Raw genomic sequence first — 18476 nt, 5'->3', positions numbered from 1 at the left:
CCACCCACCCTTGACAAACCACCCCCCAACGATTAAACTAAATCTATAATTTTCCGGAAAATAAGGGAAATGCAGGGATGAGGAGAGTAGGCGGAGACCGGCGCGACAGAGAATCCTGGAAAGCTGAGAAGGGAGAGCGGACGGGCTGCTGAACATGGACTCGGAGCAGAGCAGGTGAGAAGGGATTTTAGCCTGCGACGGGAGCGCCCGTTACTGCGCAGACTGCGAAGGTTTGCGGGGCGGCCGGTTTTGTACGGCCGCAGCGGCAGACATCGCAGCCGCCAAGGTCCGCGCCGTGAGGCGCGGGTGAATTAAAGTGGTATCACGGGAGAAAGGTCTCGTCTTTAAGCGGTGTTGTGTCATCGTTTAGAGGCGGGACTGTTTTTGTGTCACAGGGAATTGTGTTCCCAATGACACAAAAAGCCTCCGGCAGGATGGGCACACTTTTTTGCCCACAGGAAACTGCGCCCCCATATTACAGTAACACCTTCCGCAGCAAATCCCATTCCCCCATCCGGATAATCAAGGATTTTCCATAAGAAAAAGAAACACCAGGAGGAGCGAATATGTGCCAGAATTGTAAAAAACCATATTACATCACCACCGCCATCGCCTACACCTCAGGAAAGCCCCACATCGGCAACACCTACGAGATCGTGCTGGCGGACAGCATTGCCCGTTATAAGAGAGAGCAGGGCTATGACGTATTTTTCCAGACCGGAACGGACGAGCACGGCCAGAAAATTGAGCTGAAAGCCGCCGAGGCCGGCGTGACCCCCAAGGAGTTTGTGGACAATGTAGCCGGGGAGATCAAGAGGATCTGGGATCTGATGAACACGTCCTACGACAAATTTATCCGTACCACCGATGAGTACCACGAGAAACAGATCCAGAAGATCTTTAAGAAAATGTACGATCAGGGCGACATTTACAAGGGCTATTACGAGGGTCTGTACTGCACTCCCTGTGAGTCCTTCTGGACCCCGTCCCAGGTAGTGGACGGCAAGTGCCCCGACTGCGGCCGCCCGGTGCAGCCGGCGAAGGAGGAGGCGTATTTCTTTAAGATGAGCAAATACGCCGACCGCCTCATCGCCCACATCAACGAGCACCCGGAGTTTATCCAGCCGGTAGCCCGCAAAAACGAGATGATGAACAACTTCCTTCTGCCGGGACTTCAGGACCTGTGCGTGTCCAGAACCTCCTTTACATGGGGAATCCCAGTGGATTTTGACCCGAAACACGTGACCTACGTGTGGCTGGACGCCCTTTCCAACTACATCACCGGCTTAGGCTATGACTGCGACGGAGAGAGTGGAGAGCTGTTCAAAAAATACTGGCCGGCGGACCTTCATCTGATCGGTAAGGACATCATCCGTTTCCATACGATCTACTGGCCCATTTTCCTCATGTCCTTAGGACTTCCGCTGCCAAAGCAGGTGTTCGGCCATCCGTGGCTTCTCCAGGGCGACGGCAAGATGAGCAAATCCAAGGGAAATGTGATCTACGCCGACACCCTGGTGGATTTCTTCGGCGTGGACGCCGTGCGCTATTTCGTCCTTCACGAGATGCCCTTTGACAATGACGGCGTGATCACCTGGGAGCTGATGGTGGAGAGAATGAACTCCGACCTGGCAAACATCCTGGGCAATCTGGTAAACCGCACCATCTCCATGACAAACAAGTATTTCGGCGGAGTGGTGAACAACACCGGAGCCGTAGAGCCGGTGGACGAGGATCTGAAGGCCGTGGTGCTGGAGGCTGTGAAGAAGGCGGACGAGAAGATGAACCAGCTCCGCGTGGCCGACGCCATCACCGAGATTTTCGGCATCTTCAGACGGAGCAACAAATACATCGACGAGACCGCTCCCTGGGTGCTGGCAAAGGACGAGGCCAAGAAAGACCGTCTGGCCACCGTTCTCTACAACCTGACTGAGGCCATCACCATCGGCGCCTCCCTGTTAGCCTCCTTCATGCCGGAGACCTCTGAAAAGATCTTAAGCCAGTTAAACACGGAGAAACGGGCTCTGTCCGAGATGGACGCGTTTGGAAAATATCCGTCCGGAAACAAGGTGACGGAGAAACCGGAGATCCTCTTTGCCAGAATCGACGTGAAGGAGATCCTGGAGAAGGTAGAGGCCCTGCAGGCCGCTCAGAGAGCCGAGGCAGAGGCTGCAAACGGCGAGGCGGAGAAGGCAGAGGAGAACGTGATCGACATCGAGGCAAAGCCGGAGATCACCTACGACGATTTCGCCAAGCTCCAGTTCCAGGTGGGCGAGATCATCGCCTGCGAGGCCGTTCCGAAGTCCAAAAAGCTGCTTTGCAGCCAGGTAAAGGTGGGCAGCCAGGTGCGCCAGATCGTCAGCGGCATCAAGGCTCACTATACGCCGGAGGAAATGGTTGGCAAGAAGGTCATGGTGGTGACCAACTTAAAGCCCGCCAAGCTGGCCGGAGTGATGTCCGAGGGAATGCTCCTCTGCGCTGAGGACGCCGATGGAAACCTCTCCCTGATGACGCCGGAGAAAGATATGCCGGCGGGAGCGGAAATCTGCTGATTGCCCGAAAAACGGTGAATCCAGAAAACGACGGGTATAAAAGGATATAAAAAGCGGATGTAAAATCAAATATAAAAAATAAAAAGGTGTGGAAAACGGAACAAAACCCGTTTTCCACACCTTTTTGCCGTATAAGGAAAATCTGTATAAGGAAATTCAGCACCTTTCTAGTGCAGCTCCCCCGCGCTGGCCTTTGCCTCCGCCTTATCCATAGCCACCGCCTCAATGGCGTACTCCAGGGACTTCGCGATGGTTTCCAGAGACATGGACGGCGTGGTGGGCGCCTTGTCGATCACCTGGCCGCAGGCGAAGGGCACATGGATGAAACCGGCGCGGATGTTCGGATAGCGCTTTTCACACATATAGAGGACGTTGTACATAATGCTGTTGCACACGTAGGTGCCGGCAGTGTAGGAAACGGCACAGGGCAGTCCCTTTTCCCGCACGTGCTGCATCATGGCCTTCACCGGGATGGTGGCAAAGTAGGCCGCCGGGCCGTCCGCCTGCAGCGGCTCGTCCAGGGGCTGCTCGCCGTTGTTGTCCGGGATGCGGGCGTCCACAAAGTTGATGGCCACCTTTTCGATATTGATGCAGGCGCGGCCTCCCGCCTGTCCCACGTTGATCACCACATCCGGCTGGTGCTTTTTAATGCCTTCCTCCACAGCGGGGCCGCTTAAGGAAAACACGGTGGGGATCTCCAGCTTGATAATCTCCGCTCCGGCGATGGTATCCGGCAGCAGCTTTACAGCTTCGTAGGCCGGGTTTACGCTCTCTCCGCCAAAGGGATCAAAACCAGTCACTAAAATTTTCATACGTTCATCTCCATTCTCAGATTCAGATAGCCGGGGCGGCTGCGCCGCCCTCGGGAGGTTTCACAGACAAATGTTATAAACCATTTTCCAATATCAGTTTCAGCTGAAAATAATCATGTAAACGATCTGCACCGCAAGCATAATAAGGGCCACCGGGGCCTGGTTGCGGATCACGCCGAACCGCTCCTTCATGTTTAAGAGGGCCACGGGCACGATGTTGAAGTTGGCGGCCATGGGGGTTAAGAGAGTGCCGCAGAAACCGCAGGTTAAGGCCACCATGCCGATGATCACCGGATCCGCGCCGTAAGCCAGCACGCAGGGAGCTCCCACGCCGATGGTCATGACGGTGATGGCTCCGAAGGCATTTCCCATGATGGCTGTGAAAAGGGCCATGCCGATGGCAAATACGATGATTCCCGCGATGACGTTTCCTTCCGGCACGATGCCGGATACGATGGCGCCGATGATGTCACCTACGCCAGCCGCCGTGAAAATGCCGCCCAGAGCGCCTAAAAGCTGAGGAAGCATACAGAGCGGGCCCATGGTGGAGAGCAGGCGCTCCGAATCCTTTAAAAAGGTGACCGGCTTGTTGTCCCTGGAGTAGCACATGAGCACGATCATGGAAATCAATACGCCCAAGGCCACGCCCACGAGAGCGCTGATCTGGGTAAACAGGGCAAAGGTCAATGCCAGGATGCCCATAGTCAGGGCTGGCAGGAAAATTTTCATGCCGATGCGGGCAAACTGCTTTTGGGTGTACTCCTTGGTGGGGGCATTGGACTCCCCTTTCTGCACCCGCTTAAAGATGGCCGGGATGACCATGATGATGATAAGGGCGCCGGAAACCCTGGACGGCAGCCAGCGTCCCAGGGAACACACGATGCCGAAGGAGGTCCAGAACACGAAGGTGCCGAACCGGGCTGGATTTTTCTTGTCCAGCAGGTTTTTCACGCCTGCGTAAATGGTGATCAGGCCGATGATGATGTAAACGATTTCCAAAAGCTTATTGCTTAAAGAGACGGTGGGATCTGCGAAAAATGCCATATTTATTTACCTCCCTTTCCCGCTTTTTTGCCGGCGGCGCTGCCTTTTCCCAGATATTTGGCCCGCAGCCGTTTATCCTTCAGGGTGAAGTAAATGCAGGCGATCACAAGGGCCGTTAAGGCCACAGGGATTTCCGCTTTTGCCAGGTCGATGAGGCTTACCTCATAGCCCAGGCCGCTTAAGGTAGACTGTACGAGAAGGGCTCCGGAACCGCCCACAAACAGCACCTGGAAAAAGAACCAGGCAATGTTTTCCATGGCGGCGGCCATACCCTTGATTTCCTCCAGATATTCCTCGTCCACGGTGCCGTTCTCATTTTCCGCGGCGCCCTCTGCCATGGGCATGATCACAGGACGGACGAAACCGGCCACGCCGCCGAAGTTTACGTTAAAGGCGCCGAAGAACGCCCGCATAGCGCCGTAGATGCACAGCAGCTTGCCGACGGTGACGTTTTTAAACTTGTGGATGAAAGCGGCGGCGGCTTCCCGCAGGCCGTTTCTCTCCAGGGTACCGGTCACCAGCAGGATCAGGATAAAGATTGCCATGCTTCGGTTGGACACAAAATTCGTTCCCAGGGTTTCCAGCAGTCCGTCGATTCCCAGCCCACCTACCAGGGCGGTGGTCACGGCTGCCAGAAAGATGATCAGAATGGAATCCAGCTTCAGCGCAAAGCCGATAATCACGATCAGGATTCCAATAAGCCTTAAATATTCCATAATCAGGCCTCCTCCTTTGTGGTATAATTTCCTCTGCCTGTTCCCAATAAAGTGTGGCAGAAATTACAATCATTATACAATACGGCCCAGAGGACTGGCAACCGGATTTGGAATTTTACGCGGTGGGAAAGGCAGGAAGAAACCTGCGGAAACGAGCCATTTTTCTTTTTCCCTTTGCCATTAGGCGCCATATTGCAATAACCGTGAAACCATATATAATGAAAGGAAAAGGGAGGTATCGCCATGCCCGGTCTGAACTCATTTGAACTCTTTGAAAAAAATCCTCATATTCACAGCGCGTTCCCCCTTCTTGTGCTGGATGTCAACAATCATCATTGCGTGCCGCAGCGGCTGCGTTTCCATGAAATGCACTGGCATGATGATTTGCAGCTGACCTTTGTGATCGAGGGGGTGATCCAGATCAAAACGCTGTATCAGACCCTGGAGCTGAAAAAGGGCGAGAGCGCGTTTATAAACAGGAAAATCCTGCATCAGATCACTGAAAAAGAGGACGCCCACTATCAGTCCTTTCTTTTCCCGGATGTTTTTATGAAGTTTTATGAAAACAGTCCTGTATACAGGCAGGTGGTACAGTTTTTGGACAATCATAATTTAACGACGGTATTGATTCAGGACAGGACGATGATGGACATAACCGAGAAAATACGCGCGCAGGCCGCGAGAAAGAAAGATCCTTTTTATGAATATGAAATGCTGCTGTTGATGAATCAGTTTATTCTGGAATTGATGAAACGGACGGAGATCCCTGAAAAAAAGGTCCGCGCGGAACAGAATTTGTGTATTCAGAAATGCCTGACCTTTATTCACGACCATTACGATGAGGATATTATGTTGGAACAAATTGCGGCTTACGGCCATATTTCTGCCGGTTACTGCGGGCGCCTGTTCAGGAATGTATTAAAGACTTCCCCCTATGAATATCTGATTGATTTTCGCATAAAAAAGAGCCTGGATCTTTTGTCCTCCAACGAATATACCATTTCCAGGATCGCGGGGCTTGTGGGGTTTAACAGTCTTTCCCACTACATCCAGTGTTTCAAAAAGAGGTTAAACACAACGCCGAAACAGTATCAGAAAGCCCTGTTCCGGCGTGAAACGTAAAAAAGAAAATACGGCTATTCCCGTGCCTCCGGGACGGTCTCCGGCAGAAACAGGGAGCTTGCCAGCGCGGCGGCGGAAACGCCGGCGATCACGTAGAGCGCGGCCGTCAGCCCATATTTATCTGCTGCGTATCCAAGAACGGGGCATAAAACCGCGCCGACGGAAACGGCCAGCCCCAGAGTAATGCCTGACGCGAACCCGGTATGGTTGGGCAGATACCGCTGGCCCAACACCACCATGGGACTGTAGGAGAGACTTTCCGCGGCTGCCATGGGAATCAGCATCGCGCCCGCAAACAGGAAGTTTCTGGTGGTGGTAAACAGAATCAGGCTCGGGAAGAAAACGGCAAATGACACCGCGATCATTTTCGTGTATCCAAACCGGTCCGCGATGCTTCCGCCCAGGAGGGCCGCAAGGGCGCCGATGGCGAAATAGACGCTCAAGGCACTGTTTCCAAACGACTGGCTCTGGTGCAGGATCTGAATAAAGTACAGCGCCAGAAAGGTGCTCATTCCGTTGGTGATAATGGATCTACCAAAAACGGTGATACACAGCTTGATAAATGCCGGCCAGTTATCCTGACTGGCAGCAGGCCCATCTTCGCTTTCCGCGCGGGATTTCCCATTGTCCGCTTTTTCCTTTTCTCCTAATTCTTTAAAATCCTTCAAAAAGAACGCGGAAATGATTCCAAAGAGAAGGGATGGAATCAAGAATGCCAGCGTGCCCTTCATGCCAAAGAGCAGAATGGAGGACGAGGTTAAAACCGGTCCCAGGGTAGAGCCGATTTTTCCGCCGAAAGAGAATATGCTGATGCCTTTTCCCTGTTTGCCCGTTTCGGAGGACCGCCCCACCAGCTGGGCCGCCTGGGGGTGAAACATGGCGATTCCGATGCCGCTGACAATGACGGCTGCGCACAGCCCGTAAAAATTGGAAGTCAGCCCGGTAAATGCCATTCCGCCGCCGGCAAGAAGGACGCCCAGCGCCATGATCCAAGGCTTGTTTTTCCTGTCGGCAATGGTTCCAAATATAGGCTGGACAATCGAGCCAAACAGGTTTGATACCGTTACAAGCATAGCCGCCGTCGTATAATCATAGTGGTACGCGGCTATGATAAATGGGAGCACCGCCGATAAAGCCCCCTGATTGATGTCGGAGCAGCCGTGCCCCAATGCTAAAACGTACTTATAATACCGATTCCTTTCCATCGCGTTTTCCATCCTTTCTACAGCTCAATTATATAATGATCTGAATATAAAAATAGTAGAATAAAGACGAAATACCACAAATTTTATTAATATCTGGACTTTTTCAAAAAACAATATTTACAGATACGGATAAAAATTTAAGGACAGGCGCCGTTTCGCTAATCCGTCCCTGTCTCGCCGCTCTGATTTACCACGCCGATTTACCTTCAATTTACCATTCTATTTCCCATCCGCCGCCCACTCCCCGGCTTTACTGCCGCCAAGTTTTATGCTATACTAAAGGTTAGATGTTGGGGTCAAAAGGTATTTTGACCCCCTTTGATACCGGATTGCTCCGCACTACGTGCTCCCGCAATCCTGGGAAACATTCATAATCCGCTCATTTTTCTACGAAAAATGGCTGCTTATTCATGTTTTGGCGGGTCCCAAGGTCAAAAACCCTCTTGCAAGCAAGCCTGCATCGGATTTCCGGCCTTTTGACCCTGGTATCAAGGTTAAATTGGTGTTTTGTGCGAAGAAATACATTCCAGTGAGGTGTATATGAAAGGAAAGCTGAAGGTAAAGGGGGAGCTGCGCGTCTACCTGCAGTGGCCGATGGTGCTCTCTGCCCTTGTAGTGGCGATGAACCTGATCGTTGGAGTCCTGGACGCCATCGCCGGCCTGGTGATGTTCGTGTTCACGGCTGTTTATTTGGGAATTGCCCTGTGGCTTTATTTTTACAGGAAACGGCGGCTGTTGGCCGGTCTGGTGGAGTTTTCCTCCGAATATTCCTGGGTGCAGAAGCACCTGCTGTCGGAGATGAACCTGCCTTACGCCCTGGTGGATGAAAAGGGGCGCATCCTGTGGAAAAATCAGAAATTCCAGGAGGCCATAGAGGATATAAAGGGACCGAAAAAGAATCTGACGGTGCTGTTTCCCGACATTACGAAGGAGATTCTTTCTTCCGGGCAGAGAGGCTGTATCCACGTCACCTACGAGGACCGGAAATTCCGGGTGGATTTATGTCCGGTGGGCCTGGAGCAGGAGGCCGAGGATCCGGAGGAATTCCTCCCCGATGAGACGGAGGAGAAAATGGTGGCTGTCTACCTGTTTGACGAGACCCTCATTCTCCAGTATGAGCAGGAGATCAACGATCAGAAGATGGTCAGCGGCCTGCTGTACCTGGACAATTACGACGAGGCCTTAGAAAGCGTGGAGGAAGTGCGCCGTTCCCTGCTCACCGCCCTCATTGACCGGAAGATCAGCAAATACATCGCCAGCATGGCCGGCGTGGTCAAAAAGATCGAGAAGGACAAATATTTCTTCGCGATTAAGCAGAAATACGTGGATACCCTGCGCCAGAACCGTTTCTCCATCCTGGAGGAGGTCAAGACGGTGAACATCGGAAATGAGATGGCCGTCACCTTAAGCATCGGTCTGGGTATGAACGGGGATACCTATATGCAGAACTATGAGTTTTCCCGCACTGCCATCGACATGGCCCTGGGACGGGGCGGCGACCAGGCGGTGATCAAGGACGGGGTAAACATCCAGTATTACGGCGGAAAATCCCAGCAGACGGAGAAGGCCACCAGGGTGAAAGCCAGGGTGAAGGCCCACGCCCTGCGGGAGCTGATGGAGAATAAGGACCGCATCCTGATCATGGGACACAAGCTGGGAGACATCGACTCCCTGGGGGCTGCCGTGGGCATTTACCGCATCGCCATGGCCATGAACAAGAAGGCGAATATCGTCTACAATGACATCACCTCCTCCGTGCGGCCCATGATTGAGCGGTTTACAGGGAGCAGCGACTATCCGGAGGATATGTTTATAAGGACGAAACAGGCCCTGGAGCTGGCGGATCCCACCACCATCCTGGTGGTAGTGGACGTAAACCGTCCCAGCATCACCGACGCCCCGGAGCTTTTGCAGGCGGTAAAGACCATCGTGGTGCTGGATCACCACCGCCAGAGCAGCGAGATCATCAGCAACGCGGTGCTCTCCTACGTGGAGCCCTACGCGTCCTCCACCTGTGAGATGGTGGCGGAGGTGCTGCAGTACATCGCCGACGGCATCCGGATCCGGCCGGCGGAAGCCGACGCCATGTACGCCGGAATCGTCATCGACACCAATAATTTCACCAACCAGACAGGCGTTCGCACCTTTGAGGCGGCTGCCTATCTGCGCCGGAACGGGGCGGATGTGACCAGAGTCCGGAAGATGTTCCGGGACGAGATGGCCGACTACAAGGCCAGAGCCCTCACCATCAGCAACGCGGAGATTTTCAACGACTATTTCGCCATCTCCGTATGCCCGTCCGAGGGAATCGAAAGCCCCACCATCGTGGGCGCCCAGGCGGCCAACGAGCTGTTAGACATCATCGGCATGAAGGCGTCCTTCGTGCTCACTCCCTTTAACGGGGTGATATACGTCAGCGCCCGCTCCATCGACGAGGTGAACGTGCAGGTGGTGATGGAAAAACTGGGAGGCGGCGGCCACAGAACCATAGCCGGCGCGCAGTTAAAAGATATGACAATCGAAGAAGCAGAGGAGAAGATCAAAGAGGTCATCCGTAAGATGCTGGAGAAAGGAGATATTTCATAATGCAGGTAGTATTATTAGAGGATGTAAAGGCCCTGGGAAAGAAGGGGCAGGTAGTAAATGTAAACGACGGCTACGCCAGAAACTTTATCTTAAAGAAGAATCTGGGCGTGGAGGCCACGGCGAAGAACTTAAACGACCTGAAACTGCAGAAGGCAAACGCGGAGAAACTGGCGGCGGAGCAGCTGGCGGCAGCCAAGGAGCTGGCTCAGAAACTGGAGGGACTGTCCATCACCCTGACCATGAAGGCCGGTGAGGGCGGAAGGGCCTTTGGTTCCGTTTCCAGCAAGGAGATCGCGGCAGCGGCCAAGGATCAGCTGGGCCTGGATATTGACAAGAAAAAGCTGGTGCTGCCGGACGCGATCAAGACCTTCGGAAATCACGAGGTTCCTGTAAAGCTCCACAAGGACGTAACCGGAAAACTGACCGTGAAGGTCACAGAGGCATAGGAGAAACGAAATGGAAATGGAGAATGACGCCCTGTTAAAACGGGTGCAGCCCCATAGCCTGGAGGCGGAGCTGTCCGTCATTGGAGCCATGCTCATGGACCGTGAAGCCATTATAGCCGCGTCGGAGATTATCACCGACGCGGATTTTTACCAGAAACAGTACGGCGTGATGTTCGGCTGCATGGTGGAGCTGTTTAACGAGGGCCAGTCGGTGGATGTGATCAACCTCCAGAACCGGCTGAAGGAGAAAGACGTGCCGCCGGAGGTGGCCAGCCTGGAGACCTTAAAGAACATTATCACCACCGTGCCCACCTCCGCCAACGTAAAGGCTTACGCCAACATTGTCCGGGAGAAAGCGGTTATGCGCCGCCTGATCCGGGTGAACGAGGAGATTGCCAATTCCTGCTACGCGGGAAAGGAACGGCTGGAGGACATTCTGACCCACACGGAGAAGGCGATTTTTGACCTGCTTCAGTCCAGGACCGGCGGGGATTTTGTGCCCATCCGACAGGTGGCCTTAAACGTGCTGGAAAAGATCGAGATCGCGTCTAAGACAAAGGACACGGTGACGGGAATCCCCACCGGTTTCATTGACCTGGACTACAAGACCTCCGGGATGCAGCCTTCGGACTTCATCCTCATCGCCGCCCGTCCGTCCATGGGAAAGACGGCCTTCGTGCTGAACCTGGTGGACTACGTGTCGGTGAAAAAGCGCCGCCCCTGCATGGTATTCAGCCTGGAGATGTCCAAGGAGCAGCTGGTAAACCGTATGCTCGCCATGGAGTCCAACGTGGACTCTCAAAAGCTGCGAACCGGCACTCTGACGGACGCTGACTGGGACGCGGTGGTGGAGGGAATCGGGGTGATCGGAAATTCCACCCTGACCATCGACGACACCCCCGGCATCTCCATTTCCGAGCTGCGCTCCAAGTGCAGGAAAAAGAAACTGGAGGACGGCCTGGATCTGGTGATCATCGACTATCTGCAGCTTATGAGCGGCAGCGGAAAAAGCAGTGACAACCGGCAGCAGGAGATCTCCGAGATTTCCCGTTCCTTAAAGGCTCTCGCCAGGGAGTTAAACGCCCCGGTGATCGCCCTGTCCCAGCTTAGCCGTGCCTGTGAGACGAGAACGGACCACCGTCCCATGCTTTCCGACCTGCGTGAGTCGGGAGCCATCGAGCAGGACGCGGACGTGGTGATGTTCCTCTACCGTGACGACTACTACAATAAGGATACGGAAAACCCCAACGTGGCGGAAGTCATCATCGCCAAGCAGCGAAACGGCCCCATCGGTACCATCAACCTGGTGTGGATGCCGGAGTACACGAAGTTTGCCAATATGGCCAGGAGTTGACGGCTAATAACGTTAACGTCAGCCGATTTTGTAAAGTCCGTCAAATGATGAATGGCATGGCTGAACGGGCGAAATATCAGGTTCAGAATTTTTGTCATAATCCTCAGACTGAGGGCATAACATATAAGTAGATGTGAAATATTGCCAACTAAAGGAGAGGATCGACAATGAACGAAATACATTACCTGATTTCAGACGCGTCCAAAAAGGTGGATGTGGAGTCCCATGTGCTCCGGTACTGGGAGGACGAGCTGGAGCTCAAAATCCCCCGCAACGAGATGGGACACCGGTATTACACGGAGTTCCATATCCGCCTGTTTAAGCAGATTAAGGAGTTAAAGGAGAAGGGGTATCAGCTCAAGGCCATCAAGGCGGCGCTGGAGAAGATGATGGAGGAAGGCAAGGAGGAGCTGTCAGACGAGATGTTAAGCGACGGTGCGGCGGCCCTTCGGGAAAGCGCCCTGGGAGGGGCGGATGGACAGGCCGTCTCCGTGGTGGAGGAGGGAAACGGGGTGCCGGCCCTCACTGCCGAGGAGAAAATGGAACAGTTCCAGGAAATTATGAACCACATCATCGGAAGGGCTCTGGAGCACAACAACGAGCAGCTCAGCCAGGACATCAGCGCTCTGGTAAACGACAAGGTTTCCAAGGAGCTGGAGTATCTGATCCGGGTGGGGGACGAGAAGGCCGAGGAGCGGTTTAAACGGCTGGACGAGACGATCCGGGAGTATCAGAAGGAAGGAAAGGGCCGTGCCGAGGCGGCGGCGTCCCGAATCCCCTTTTTTAAAAAGAGACGGTTTGGAAAAAAGGGAAAAAAGCTGTGACGGCAGAAGCCAAAATGGCCAAAACTCAAAAAAGGATACAGCTCCCGCGGAAACCTGGCGGACAAAAAAGCCGGGTTTCCGCGGGACTTTTGCGTCATGGGTTTCGCGTTCCCCGGCGGCAAGGTCTTCGGAAAAGGTTCGATGGGCGAAAAAGAGAACGGGCGTCCGGCGCGTTTCCGGATGTGCTGTATGATCCAGGGAAATTGTGGTATGATGGTGCTATAAAAGGAAAAGGAGGATCTGATCTTATGGTACGTGAAATTTTAAAGCTGGGAAACCCGAAACTATATGAAGTCTGCGGGGAAGTGACAAATGAGGAGCGGGAGATGGTGAAGGAATGGGTGAAGGACCTTCATGATACCCTTATGGATTACAGAAAAACGTACGGAGCGGGCCGGGCAGTGGCGGCGCCCCAGATCGGGGTGCCGAAACGTCTGCTCTATATGTATACGGACCGGCCCTACGTGTTTATCAACCCGGTTCTGACCTTCCCGGATGAGGAGGTGTATGAGCTGGTGGACGACTGTATGTCCTTTCCCGGCCTGATGGTGAGAGTGTCCAGGCACAGACGGGCGGACATCCGCTATCTGGACGAGAATTTTGAGCCCCGCGCCATGCACTTGGAGGGGGATCTGTCCGAGCTTTTGCAGCATGAGTACGACCACCTGGACGGGATCCTGGCCACCATGAGGGCGGTGGACAATAAATCTCTGATCCTGGGCCAGATGAAACGGGATTTTTAGGCCTTCCTAGTTTTCCGGCTCCCGCATCCGATAGCCCACGCCGATCTCCGTGCTGATGTATTTGGGGTCGGCGGGGTTTTCCTCCATTTTGCGGCGGATGTGGGCCATGTTTACCCGCAGGATCTGGTTGTTGCTGTCGGCGTAGGGGCCCCAGATATGGTTGATAATAAAGTCGTAGGTCAGTACACGGCCGGCGTTTAAGGCCAGGAGGGAGACCAGCTTGTACTCAATCTGGGTTAAATGGACCTCCCTGTCAGCGATGGTCACCAAACGCTTGTCAAAGTTGATGGTGAGGTCGCCGCAGCGGTAAACGGATTCAGAGGACTTCGGGCTGCTGGCGGACATCTGGCTGTGGCGCAGGGCCGTGCGGATGCGGGCCAAAAGCTCGGAGGTGCCGAAGGGCTTGGTAATGTAGTCGTCGGCGCCGGCGTCTAAGGCCGCCACCTTTTCGCTTTCGCTGGTACGGGCGGAAATCACCAGAATGGGCACAGCGGAAAATTCCCGCACCTGCCGGATGATGTCCATGCCGTCGATGTCCGGAAGGCCCAGGTCCAAAAGCACCACGTCCGGGCAGAGGGAGGCGATATAGGACAGCCCCTCCTTTCCGGTGTGGGCGGCTACCGTCTTGTAGTCGTGGTTTTCCAGGGCAGTTTCAATAAAGGTACAGATATTTTTTTCATCCTCAATGATAACGACAGTCAGCTTATGATTCATACGTTTCCTCTCCTAGTGGTAATGTGAAAGTAAACAGGGCGCCGTCCGGCAGATTTTCTGCCCAGATGTCGCCGTCGTGGGCCATGATAATGGTCTTGCAGATGGACAGGCCGATGCCCATGCCTTTCCGGGAATCCCCGGAGGAAGTGGCGGTGTCGGCGTAGCCGTCAAAAATATTGGGAAGCAGGTCTTCCCGGATGCCATGGCCGTGGTCCCGGATGCGGAACACGGCGTTTTTTTGCTCCGCGGTCACCGTCAGCTCCATGGGAGCGTCGGAACCGCTGTGGTAGATCCCGTTTTCCAGGAGGTTGATAATGACCTGCTCGATCAGGGTGGCGTCCATGGGGGCCATGATGAAATCCTCCGGCGTGGACACCCGTATCCTGGCGTCGGGCAGCCGTTTTTTCAGCCTGGAAACGGCCTCGGAGACCACCTCCTCCACCGGCTCTAGAGTGGTGGAAACGTGGGCGTCCGTCTGGCGGATCCTGGTGACGGAAAGAAGGTTTTCCACCATATGGAGAAGCCAGTTGGAGTCGTCGTAGATGGTCTGCACCATGGAGCGGCGCTCCTCCTCTGTGAGGGAGGAACCGCTGTCTAAGTAAGCGGAGCTGGTGCCAATGATGCTGGTCAGCGGCGTGCGCAGGTCGTGGGAGACGGCCCGCAGCAGGTTTGCCCGCATTTTTTCCTTTTCCGCCTCCATCAGGAGCTTTTCCTGCTCGTTTAAAATCCTGTTTTTCTCCTTTAAGTGGGTGGTGGTCATGCTGGTCAAGCTGGCGATGATCATCAGGGCGGCAAAGGTAATGGGGTAGCCGTCCACGGAAAAGGTCAGGGAAAAGAAAGGATAGGTGAAGGCGAAATTTACGCAGATCACTGAGATAAGGGAAGCGATAATGCCGGGAACGTAGCCCGTGGTAAAACGGGCGATGAACACGACGGCCAGCATATAGAATACGGCGATATTTTCCGCGTTGCTGGTAAAGCGGAAAAAGGCGAAAGACCCCGCCGTAGTAAATCCCAGGATCAGGGTAGTGATCAGGATATTACGGAACAGAGTCTTTTTGTCCATGGATTTTTTCTGATGTATCATGGCAAACCTCCAATGGGAGCCGCGCTTTGGCGCGAGCGTGCGCTACCGCGCACGCTTTTTTGTCTGGGAATCCGGGCGGGAGGCCCGGCGTTCCGCCATCATTTGCTGGAATTCCTCGTCAGATACGCCGATTTCTCTTAAACGCTGGCGGCGGCGCTCCTGCCGTCTGCGGCGTGCTTCCTCTTTGCGCTGGCGCTGGATGTTTAAGTAGATTATGAAACCGGCTACGGCGCCAATCACCACGGCTACCCCTAAAGCGATCCACACCACAGTGGGAATACCGGAGCGTCCGGTATCTGCGGGATCCGCCGGGCTGTCTGCCTCGCCTGCGGCGGCCTCGCTCTCTCCGTCTGTGGGGAGAACGGCGGTTTCGGAACCATCCTGAGAGCCGGGCTCTGGGGTTTCCGCCGTCTCTGTTCCGGTTTCACCGGTCTCGTTTGTGTCCAGGGGCGGAAGGACGGTCTCCGGCTCCTCGCCGATTCGGTTCAGCAGATAAGCCGATCCGACCACCCGGTCATTGTAGGTGTACTGGACCTGGGCGATGGCATTTTCCGGCGCGCGGCTGTCCAGCTCATAGTTTACAGCCATATCCGTATCCGCGATGGTGGAGGACAGAGGCAGAGTGATCATTCCGTCCTGGAAGGACAGATCCGACAGGTCGCCGGAGGGAAGTCCGGCGATGGTCATATCCTCATTTAAGGAGGAAAAACGGCTGTCCAGGCTGGAAATCCTGGACGTCTGGAAGTTGGTAAAGCCAAAATCCAGCATGGCTTTTGTGTCGCTGTAGTGGGTGGAATGGCCGTTTAACACTACGGTGATCAGGGTCATGCCATTTCTCTTGGCGAAGGTTACCAGGGTGTTCCCTGCCAGGGAGGTGTAGCCCGTTTTTCCGCCAAAAGTACCGTCATAGTATTCTGCCCGGCTGGACAGGAGCATGGCATGGTGGGTGTACAGGTTCAGTCCATCTGGATTCCGTTTGGTGGGCGGCAGCTTATAGGATTTTGTGCCGTCGATTTCCAGGAAATCCCGGTTCTGAATGGCGGCCTGACAAATCAGGGCCATATCGTAGGCGGATACATAATGATTTTCGTCGTTTAAGCCGCTGGGATTGGCGAAGTGGCTGTCCTGGCATCCCAGCTCTGCCGCCCGCTGGTTCATCAGCTCCGCGAAAGCCTCGCGGGAACCGGAAATGTGCTCCGCCAGAGCATTGGCAACCTCGTTGGCAGACTGGAGCAGCAGGGCATAGAGACAGTCCTCTACGGAGAGTACGTCGCCCTCATCCAGCCCAGCGTTGGTGCTGTTGGATTCCACATTGTACACGGCGTCATGAGAGAATGTTACCTGCTCGTCCATATCGCAGTTTTCCAGTGTAATCAGAGCGGTAAGCACCTTTGTAATACTGGCGGGATAGTAGGTCTGGTGCAGGTTTTTTCCAAACAGAACGGCTCCGGAATCGGCGTCAATGACGATCCCGCCGTCAGCCTCAATGGCGATGTTGGTGGGCCAGTCCGGGGCGGCGTAGGCCGCGGTGGGACAGAGCCCAAGAATCAGGGTCAAGCTTAACAGCAGAATTAATATACGTTTCATAGGGATAAGTGACTCCATGTGTGATCAGTAAAATGTAAAAAGTTGCTTTATACAGTATATTCTATTTTGACGGACAAGTAAAGGAAAAGATGGACGCCGCCCGTCCTGTCAGTCGTTGGAAACGGGGTTCTTTCTGGCCTTGCCGTTTCTGCGGGCCAGGTAAAGGCACAGGGCGAACAGCACCAGTACCATCCCGCCGAAGGTCAGCCCGATGCGCAGGGCTGTGTCAGAGAAAAAGGGCTCCGGCACAATGTTGATTAAAAGGTCCGTCGCCGGGTTTAAAATCCACAGGTCGTTGTCGAAGAAAATGTGATGGAACACAATGAAGTACCTGGAGAAATCCGAGGCGATCACTCCGCCCACCACGGTGGCCAGAAGGAAAAACAGTCCGGTGCCCACGCACAGAGCCCGGGGCAGCAGACGCCTGACGTCCGCCTTTAAGAGCGCCATGAGCACGACGCAGAGGACGGCGGCGGCTGCGCAGACGCGGCGGAGGGCGATGGCCCCTAAAAACAGCCCCCGCACATCCTCCATGTGGGCGATCTCCCGGGCGTTGAAAAACTCCCTGGGCTGTCCGTCCACCACGGTCATCACGTGCAGGTCTTCCCGGTCTCCCCGCAGGTAGGCCATCATCTCATCCGTCACCTCCAGAAGGTCGTCCATCTCCATATGGACGGCGTCGGTGACGTGATATTTTTCATATTCCCGTTCATAGTATCCGGGAGTCCAGTAGGCCACGGCTTCCACCGAGGTGATGAGAAAGAGGATCATCAGGCAGAAGGCGCAGAGGATTCCCAAAAGCCAGTGGAGCAGTTTCATAGGCTGTCATCTCCTTTGTATGGTTTTCCGGTGGCGGTGGGCAGGTTCCAGCGGTATTTGGCCGCCAGGAGACGGATGGCCACCACCACGGCAGAGCAGATCACCATGGCCGCGTCCGCGGGAATCACATCCGGCAGGGCGATGTAGAGCAGGGCGCCGGCGATGGAGGCGCAGGCGTACACGTGCTTGCAGAGGACGTAGGGCGTCTGATCGGCCATGATGTCCCGCAGGATGCCGCCGCCGACCCCGGTGATCACGCCCAGAAACGCCGCCAGAAAGTGATAATCCCCAAAACCGGCGTTCACGGCGGTGTCGATGCCCACCACGGTGAAGGCCCCCAGGCCCACGGCGTCAAACAGGTTCATGATCCGGTCATAGGTTTCCCGGTTTTTGCCGGTCATCAGGTAGTTGTGAAACCGGATGACGAGAAAGAGCAGGATCACCGTCACCAGGGCCATGACCACGTAGACCGGGTTTACAAACAGGCTGGGCGGGATCCGTCCAATGATGATGTCCCGGATCATTCCCCCGCCTACGGCAGTGGTGACGCCGAGGACGATGACCCCCAGCAGGTCCAGATTTTTATTGATGGCCACCATGGCGCCGGAGGAGGCGAAGGCGATGGTGCCTACGGTCTCCAGGGCAAAGAGGATGGACCAGTTGATTTCCATGTTGGAATTTCCTCCCTTCAGACAGTGTGGCCGCCGGCCGGCCAGGCGCGGCGGATGTGTCGGAAAATGATTCTTATTTTAACACATATTGGGGAAAAGAGAAAGATGGGAGATGGGAAAAGGAGAAACCGGTTACGATTTCTCCTTCATCCTCTTTATGACCTTCAGCCTGGTAAATTCTTCCCGCTCCTTTT

The 18476-nt window shown here is 54.6% G+C and carries 16 protein-coding genes; 7 read left to right on the top strand and 9 right to left on the bottom strand.

Translation table 11 applies throughout. From position 1 onward, the window contains the following. The first annotated feature begins 566 nt into the window (after nt 1-566). Nucleotides 567-2552: a methionine--tRNA ligase gene (gene metG / locus B5E84_RS19095; RefSeq protein WP_087226221.1), complete on the top strand. Its 1986-nt coding sequence runs from the start codon at nt 567-569 to the stop codon at nt 2550-2552. A gap of 167 nt (nt 2553-2719) precedes the next feature. On the opposite strand, the gene pcp is transcribed toward metG, so the two are convergent. The 3 genes from pcp to B5E84_RS19080 all read right to left on the bottom strand — a co-directional run bounded on the left by pcp (nt 2720) and on the right by B5E84_RS19080 (nt 5124). Further along, entirely contained in the window at nt 2720-3364 is a 645-nt protein-coding gene (gene pcp, locus B5E84_RS19090) for a pyroglutamyl-peptidase I (protein ID WP_087226218.1), read from the bottom strand. Nucleotides 3365-3463: 99 nt separating this feature from the next. After that, nucleotides 3464-4408, bottom strand: coding sequence for a DUF979 domain-containing protein (locus B5E84_RS19085; RefSeq protein ID WP_087226215.1), 945 nt, complete (start codon nt 4406-4408; stop codon nt 3464-3466). Nucleotides 4409-4410: 2 nt separating this feature from the next. Further along, a complete protein-coding gene (locus tag B5E84_RS19080; RefSeq protein WP_087226211.1) occupies nt 4411-5124 on the bottom strand; it encodes a DUF969 domain-containing protein in 714 nt (237 codons plus the stop codon). Between the two features lie 243 nt (nt 5125-5367). On the opposite strand from B5E84_RS19080, the gene B5E84_RS19075 reads away from it, so the two are divergent. Then, nucleotides 5368-6246, top strand: a complete 879-nt coding sequence (locus tag B5E84_RS19075; protein WP_087226208.1) for an AraC family transcriptional regulator — start codon at nt 5368-5370, stop codon at nt 6244-6246. A 14-nt stretch (nt 6247-6260) separates the two neighbouring features. On the opposite strand, the gene B5E84_RS19070 is transcribed toward B5E84_RS19075, so the two are convergent. Next, the gene (locus tag B5E84_RS19070; protein ID WP_204248626.1) at nt 6261-7451 is read right to left on the bottom strand and encodes an MFS transporter; all 1191 of its coding nucleotides are present in this window, start codon (nt 7449-7451) and stop codon (nt 6261-6263) included. A gap of 540 nt (nt 7452-7991) precedes the next feature. Between B5E84_RS19070 and B5E84_RS19065 the strand changes: the two genes are divergently transcribed. The 5 genes from B5E84_RS19065 to B5E84_RS19045 all read left to right on the top strand — a co-directional run bounded on the left by B5E84_RS19065 (nt 7992) and on the right by B5E84_RS19045 (nt 13404). Beyond that, complete coding sequence (locus B5E84_RS19065; protein WP_087226202.1) at nt 7992-10037, top strand: DHH family phosphoesterase; 2046 nt, start codon at nt 7992-7994, stop codon at nt 10035-10037. Then, nucleotides 10037-10483: a 50S ribosomal protein L9 gene (rplI, locus tag B5E84_RS19060; protein ID WP_087226199.1), complete on the top strand. Its 447-nt coding sequence runs from the start codon at nt 10037-10039 to the stop codon at nt 10481-10483. Before B5E84_RS19065 ends, rplI begins: the two co-directional genes overlap by 1 nt. A gap of 16 nt (nt 10484-10499) precedes the next feature. Then, a complete protein-coding gene (dnaB, locus tag B5E84_RS19055; RefSeq protein ID WP_087226227.1) occupies nt 10500-11837 on the top strand; it encodes a replicative DNA helicase in 1338 nt (445 codons plus the stop codon). Nucleotides 11838-12004: 167 nt separating this feature from the next. Continuing rightward, entirely contained in the window at nt 12005-12661 is a 657-nt protein-coding gene (locus B5E84_RS19050; protein ID WP_087226196.1) for a MerR family transcriptional regulator, read from the top strand. A gap of 248 nt (nt 12662-12909) precedes the next feature. After that, entirely contained in the window at nt 12910-13404 is a 495-nt protein-coding gene (locus B5E84_RS19045; RefSeq protein ID WP_087226193.1) for a peptide deformylase, read from the top strand. A 6-nt stretch (nt 13405-13410) separates the two neighbouring features. Here B5E84_RS19045 and B5E84_RS19040 read toward each other — a convergent pair whose 3' ends face one another. The 5 genes from B5E84_RS19040 to B5E84_RS19020 form a co-directional block, all read right to left on the bottom strand. Continuing rightward, nucleotides 13411-14118 (bottom strand): response regulator, encoded by a 708-nt coding sequence (locus B5E84_RS19040; RefSeq protein ID WP_087226190.1) that lies wholly within the window; start codon nt 14116-14118, stop codon nt 13411-13413. Continuing rightward, nucleotides 14108-15205 carry a sensor histidine kinase gene (locus B5E84_RS19035; protein WP_242963445.1) on the bottom strand — a complete coding sequence of 366 codons (1098 nt, stop codon included), beginning with the start codon at nt 15203-15205 and terminating at the stop codon, nt 14108-14110. The genes B5E84_RS19040 and B5E84_RS19035 overlap by 11 nt, the downstream gene beginning before the upstream one ends. Before the next feature lie 42 nt (nt 15206-15247). Next, entirely contained in the window at nt 15248-16792 is a 1545-nt protein-coding gene (locus B5E84_RS19030; protein WP_087226187.1) for a D-alanyl-D-alanine carboxypeptidase family protein, read from the bottom strand. Nucleotides 16793-16900: 108 nt separating this feature from the next. Continuing rightward, nucleotides 16901-17611 carry a TIGR01906 family membrane protein gene (locus tag B5E84_RS19025; RefSeq protein ID WP_087226184.1) on the bottom strand — a complete coding sequence of 237 codons (711 nt, stop codon included), beginning with the start codon at nt 17609-17611 and terminating at the stop codon, nt 16901-16903. After that, nucleotides 17608-18282 (bottom strand): trimeric intracellular cation channel family protein, encoded by a 675-nt coding sequence (locus B5E84_RS19020; RefSeq protein ID WP_087226181.1) that lies wholly within the window; start codon nt 18280-18282, stop codon nt 17608-17610. The genes B5E84_RS19025 and B5E84_RS19020 overlap by 4 nt, the downstream gene beginning before the upstream one ends. Nucleotides 18283-18476: the final 194 nt, after the last annotated feature.

Origin of the sequence: Lachnoclostridium sp. An14, assembly GCF_002160755.1 — a bacterium.
GTDB lineage: Bacteria > Bacillota > Clostridia > Lachnospirales > Lachnospiraceae > Lachnoclostridium_A.
The sequence above is the reverse complement of the archived record's forward strand: the minus strand, read 5'-3'. Positions and strand labels throughout refer to the sequence as shown.

Coding starts and splice junctions, on each gene's coding strand:
- B5E84_RS19065 (WP_087226202.1), top strand. CDS start 7,992: ATGAAAGGAAAGCTGAAGGTAAAGGGGGAGCTGCGCGTCTACCTGCAG.
- B5E84_RS19045 (WP_087226193.1), top strand. CDS start 12,910: ATGGTACGTGAAATTTTAAAGCTGGGAAACCCGAAACTATATGAAGTC.
- metG (WP_087226221.1), top strand. CDS start 567: ATGTGCCAGAATTGTAAAAAACCATATTACATCACCACCGCCATCGCC.
- B5E84_RS19030 (WP_087226187.1), bottom strand. CDS start 16,792: ATGAAACGTATATTAATTCTGCTGTTAAGCTTGACCCTGATTCTTGGG.
- dnaB (WP_087226227.1), top strand. CDS start 10,500: ATGGAGAATGACGCCCTGTTAAAACGGGTGCAGCCCCATAGCCTGGAG.
- B5E84_RS19085 (WP_087226215.1), bottom strand. CDS start 4,408: ATGGCATTTTTCGCAGATCCCACCGTCTCTTTAAGCAATAAGCTTTTG.
- B5E84_RS19035 (WP_242963445.1), bottom strand. CDS start 15,205: ATGATACATCAGAAAAAATCCATGGACAAAAAGACTCTGTTCCGTAAT.
- B5E84_RS19080 (WP_087226211.1), bottom strand. CDS start 5,124: ATGGAATATTTAAGGCTTATTGGAATCCTGATCGTGATTATCGGCTTT.
- B5E84_RS19040 (WP_087226190.1), bottom strand. CDS start 14,118: ATGAATCATAAGCTGACTGTCGTTATCATTGAGGATGAAAAAAATATC.
- rplI (WP_087226199.1), top strand. CDS start 10,037: ATGCAGGTAGTATTATTAGAGGATGTAAAGGCCCTGGGAAAGAAGGGG.
- B5E84_RS19025 (WP_087226184.1), bottom strand. CDS start 17,611: ATGAAACTGCTCCACTGGCTTTTGGGAATCCTCTGCGCCTTCTGCCTG.
- B5E84_RS19050 (WP_087226196.1), top strand. CDS start 12,005: ATGAACGAAATACATTACCTGATTTCAGACGCGTCCAAAAAGGTGGAT.
- B5E84_RS19070 (WP_204248626.1), bottom strand. CDS start 7,451: ATGGAAAGGAATCGGTATTATAAGTACGTTTTAGCATTGGGGCACGGC.
- B5E84_RS19020 (WP_087226181.1), bottom strand. CDS start 18,282: ATGGAAATCAACTGGTCCATCCTCTTTGCCCTGGAGACCGTAGGCACC.
- B5E84_RS19075 (WP_087226208.1), top strand. CDS start 5,368: ATGCCCGGTCTGAACTCATTTGAACTCTTTGAAAAAAATCCTCATATT.
- pcp (WP_087226218.1), bottom strand. CDS start 3,364: ATGAAAATTTTAGTGACTGGTTTTGATCCCTTTGGCGGAGAGAGCGTA.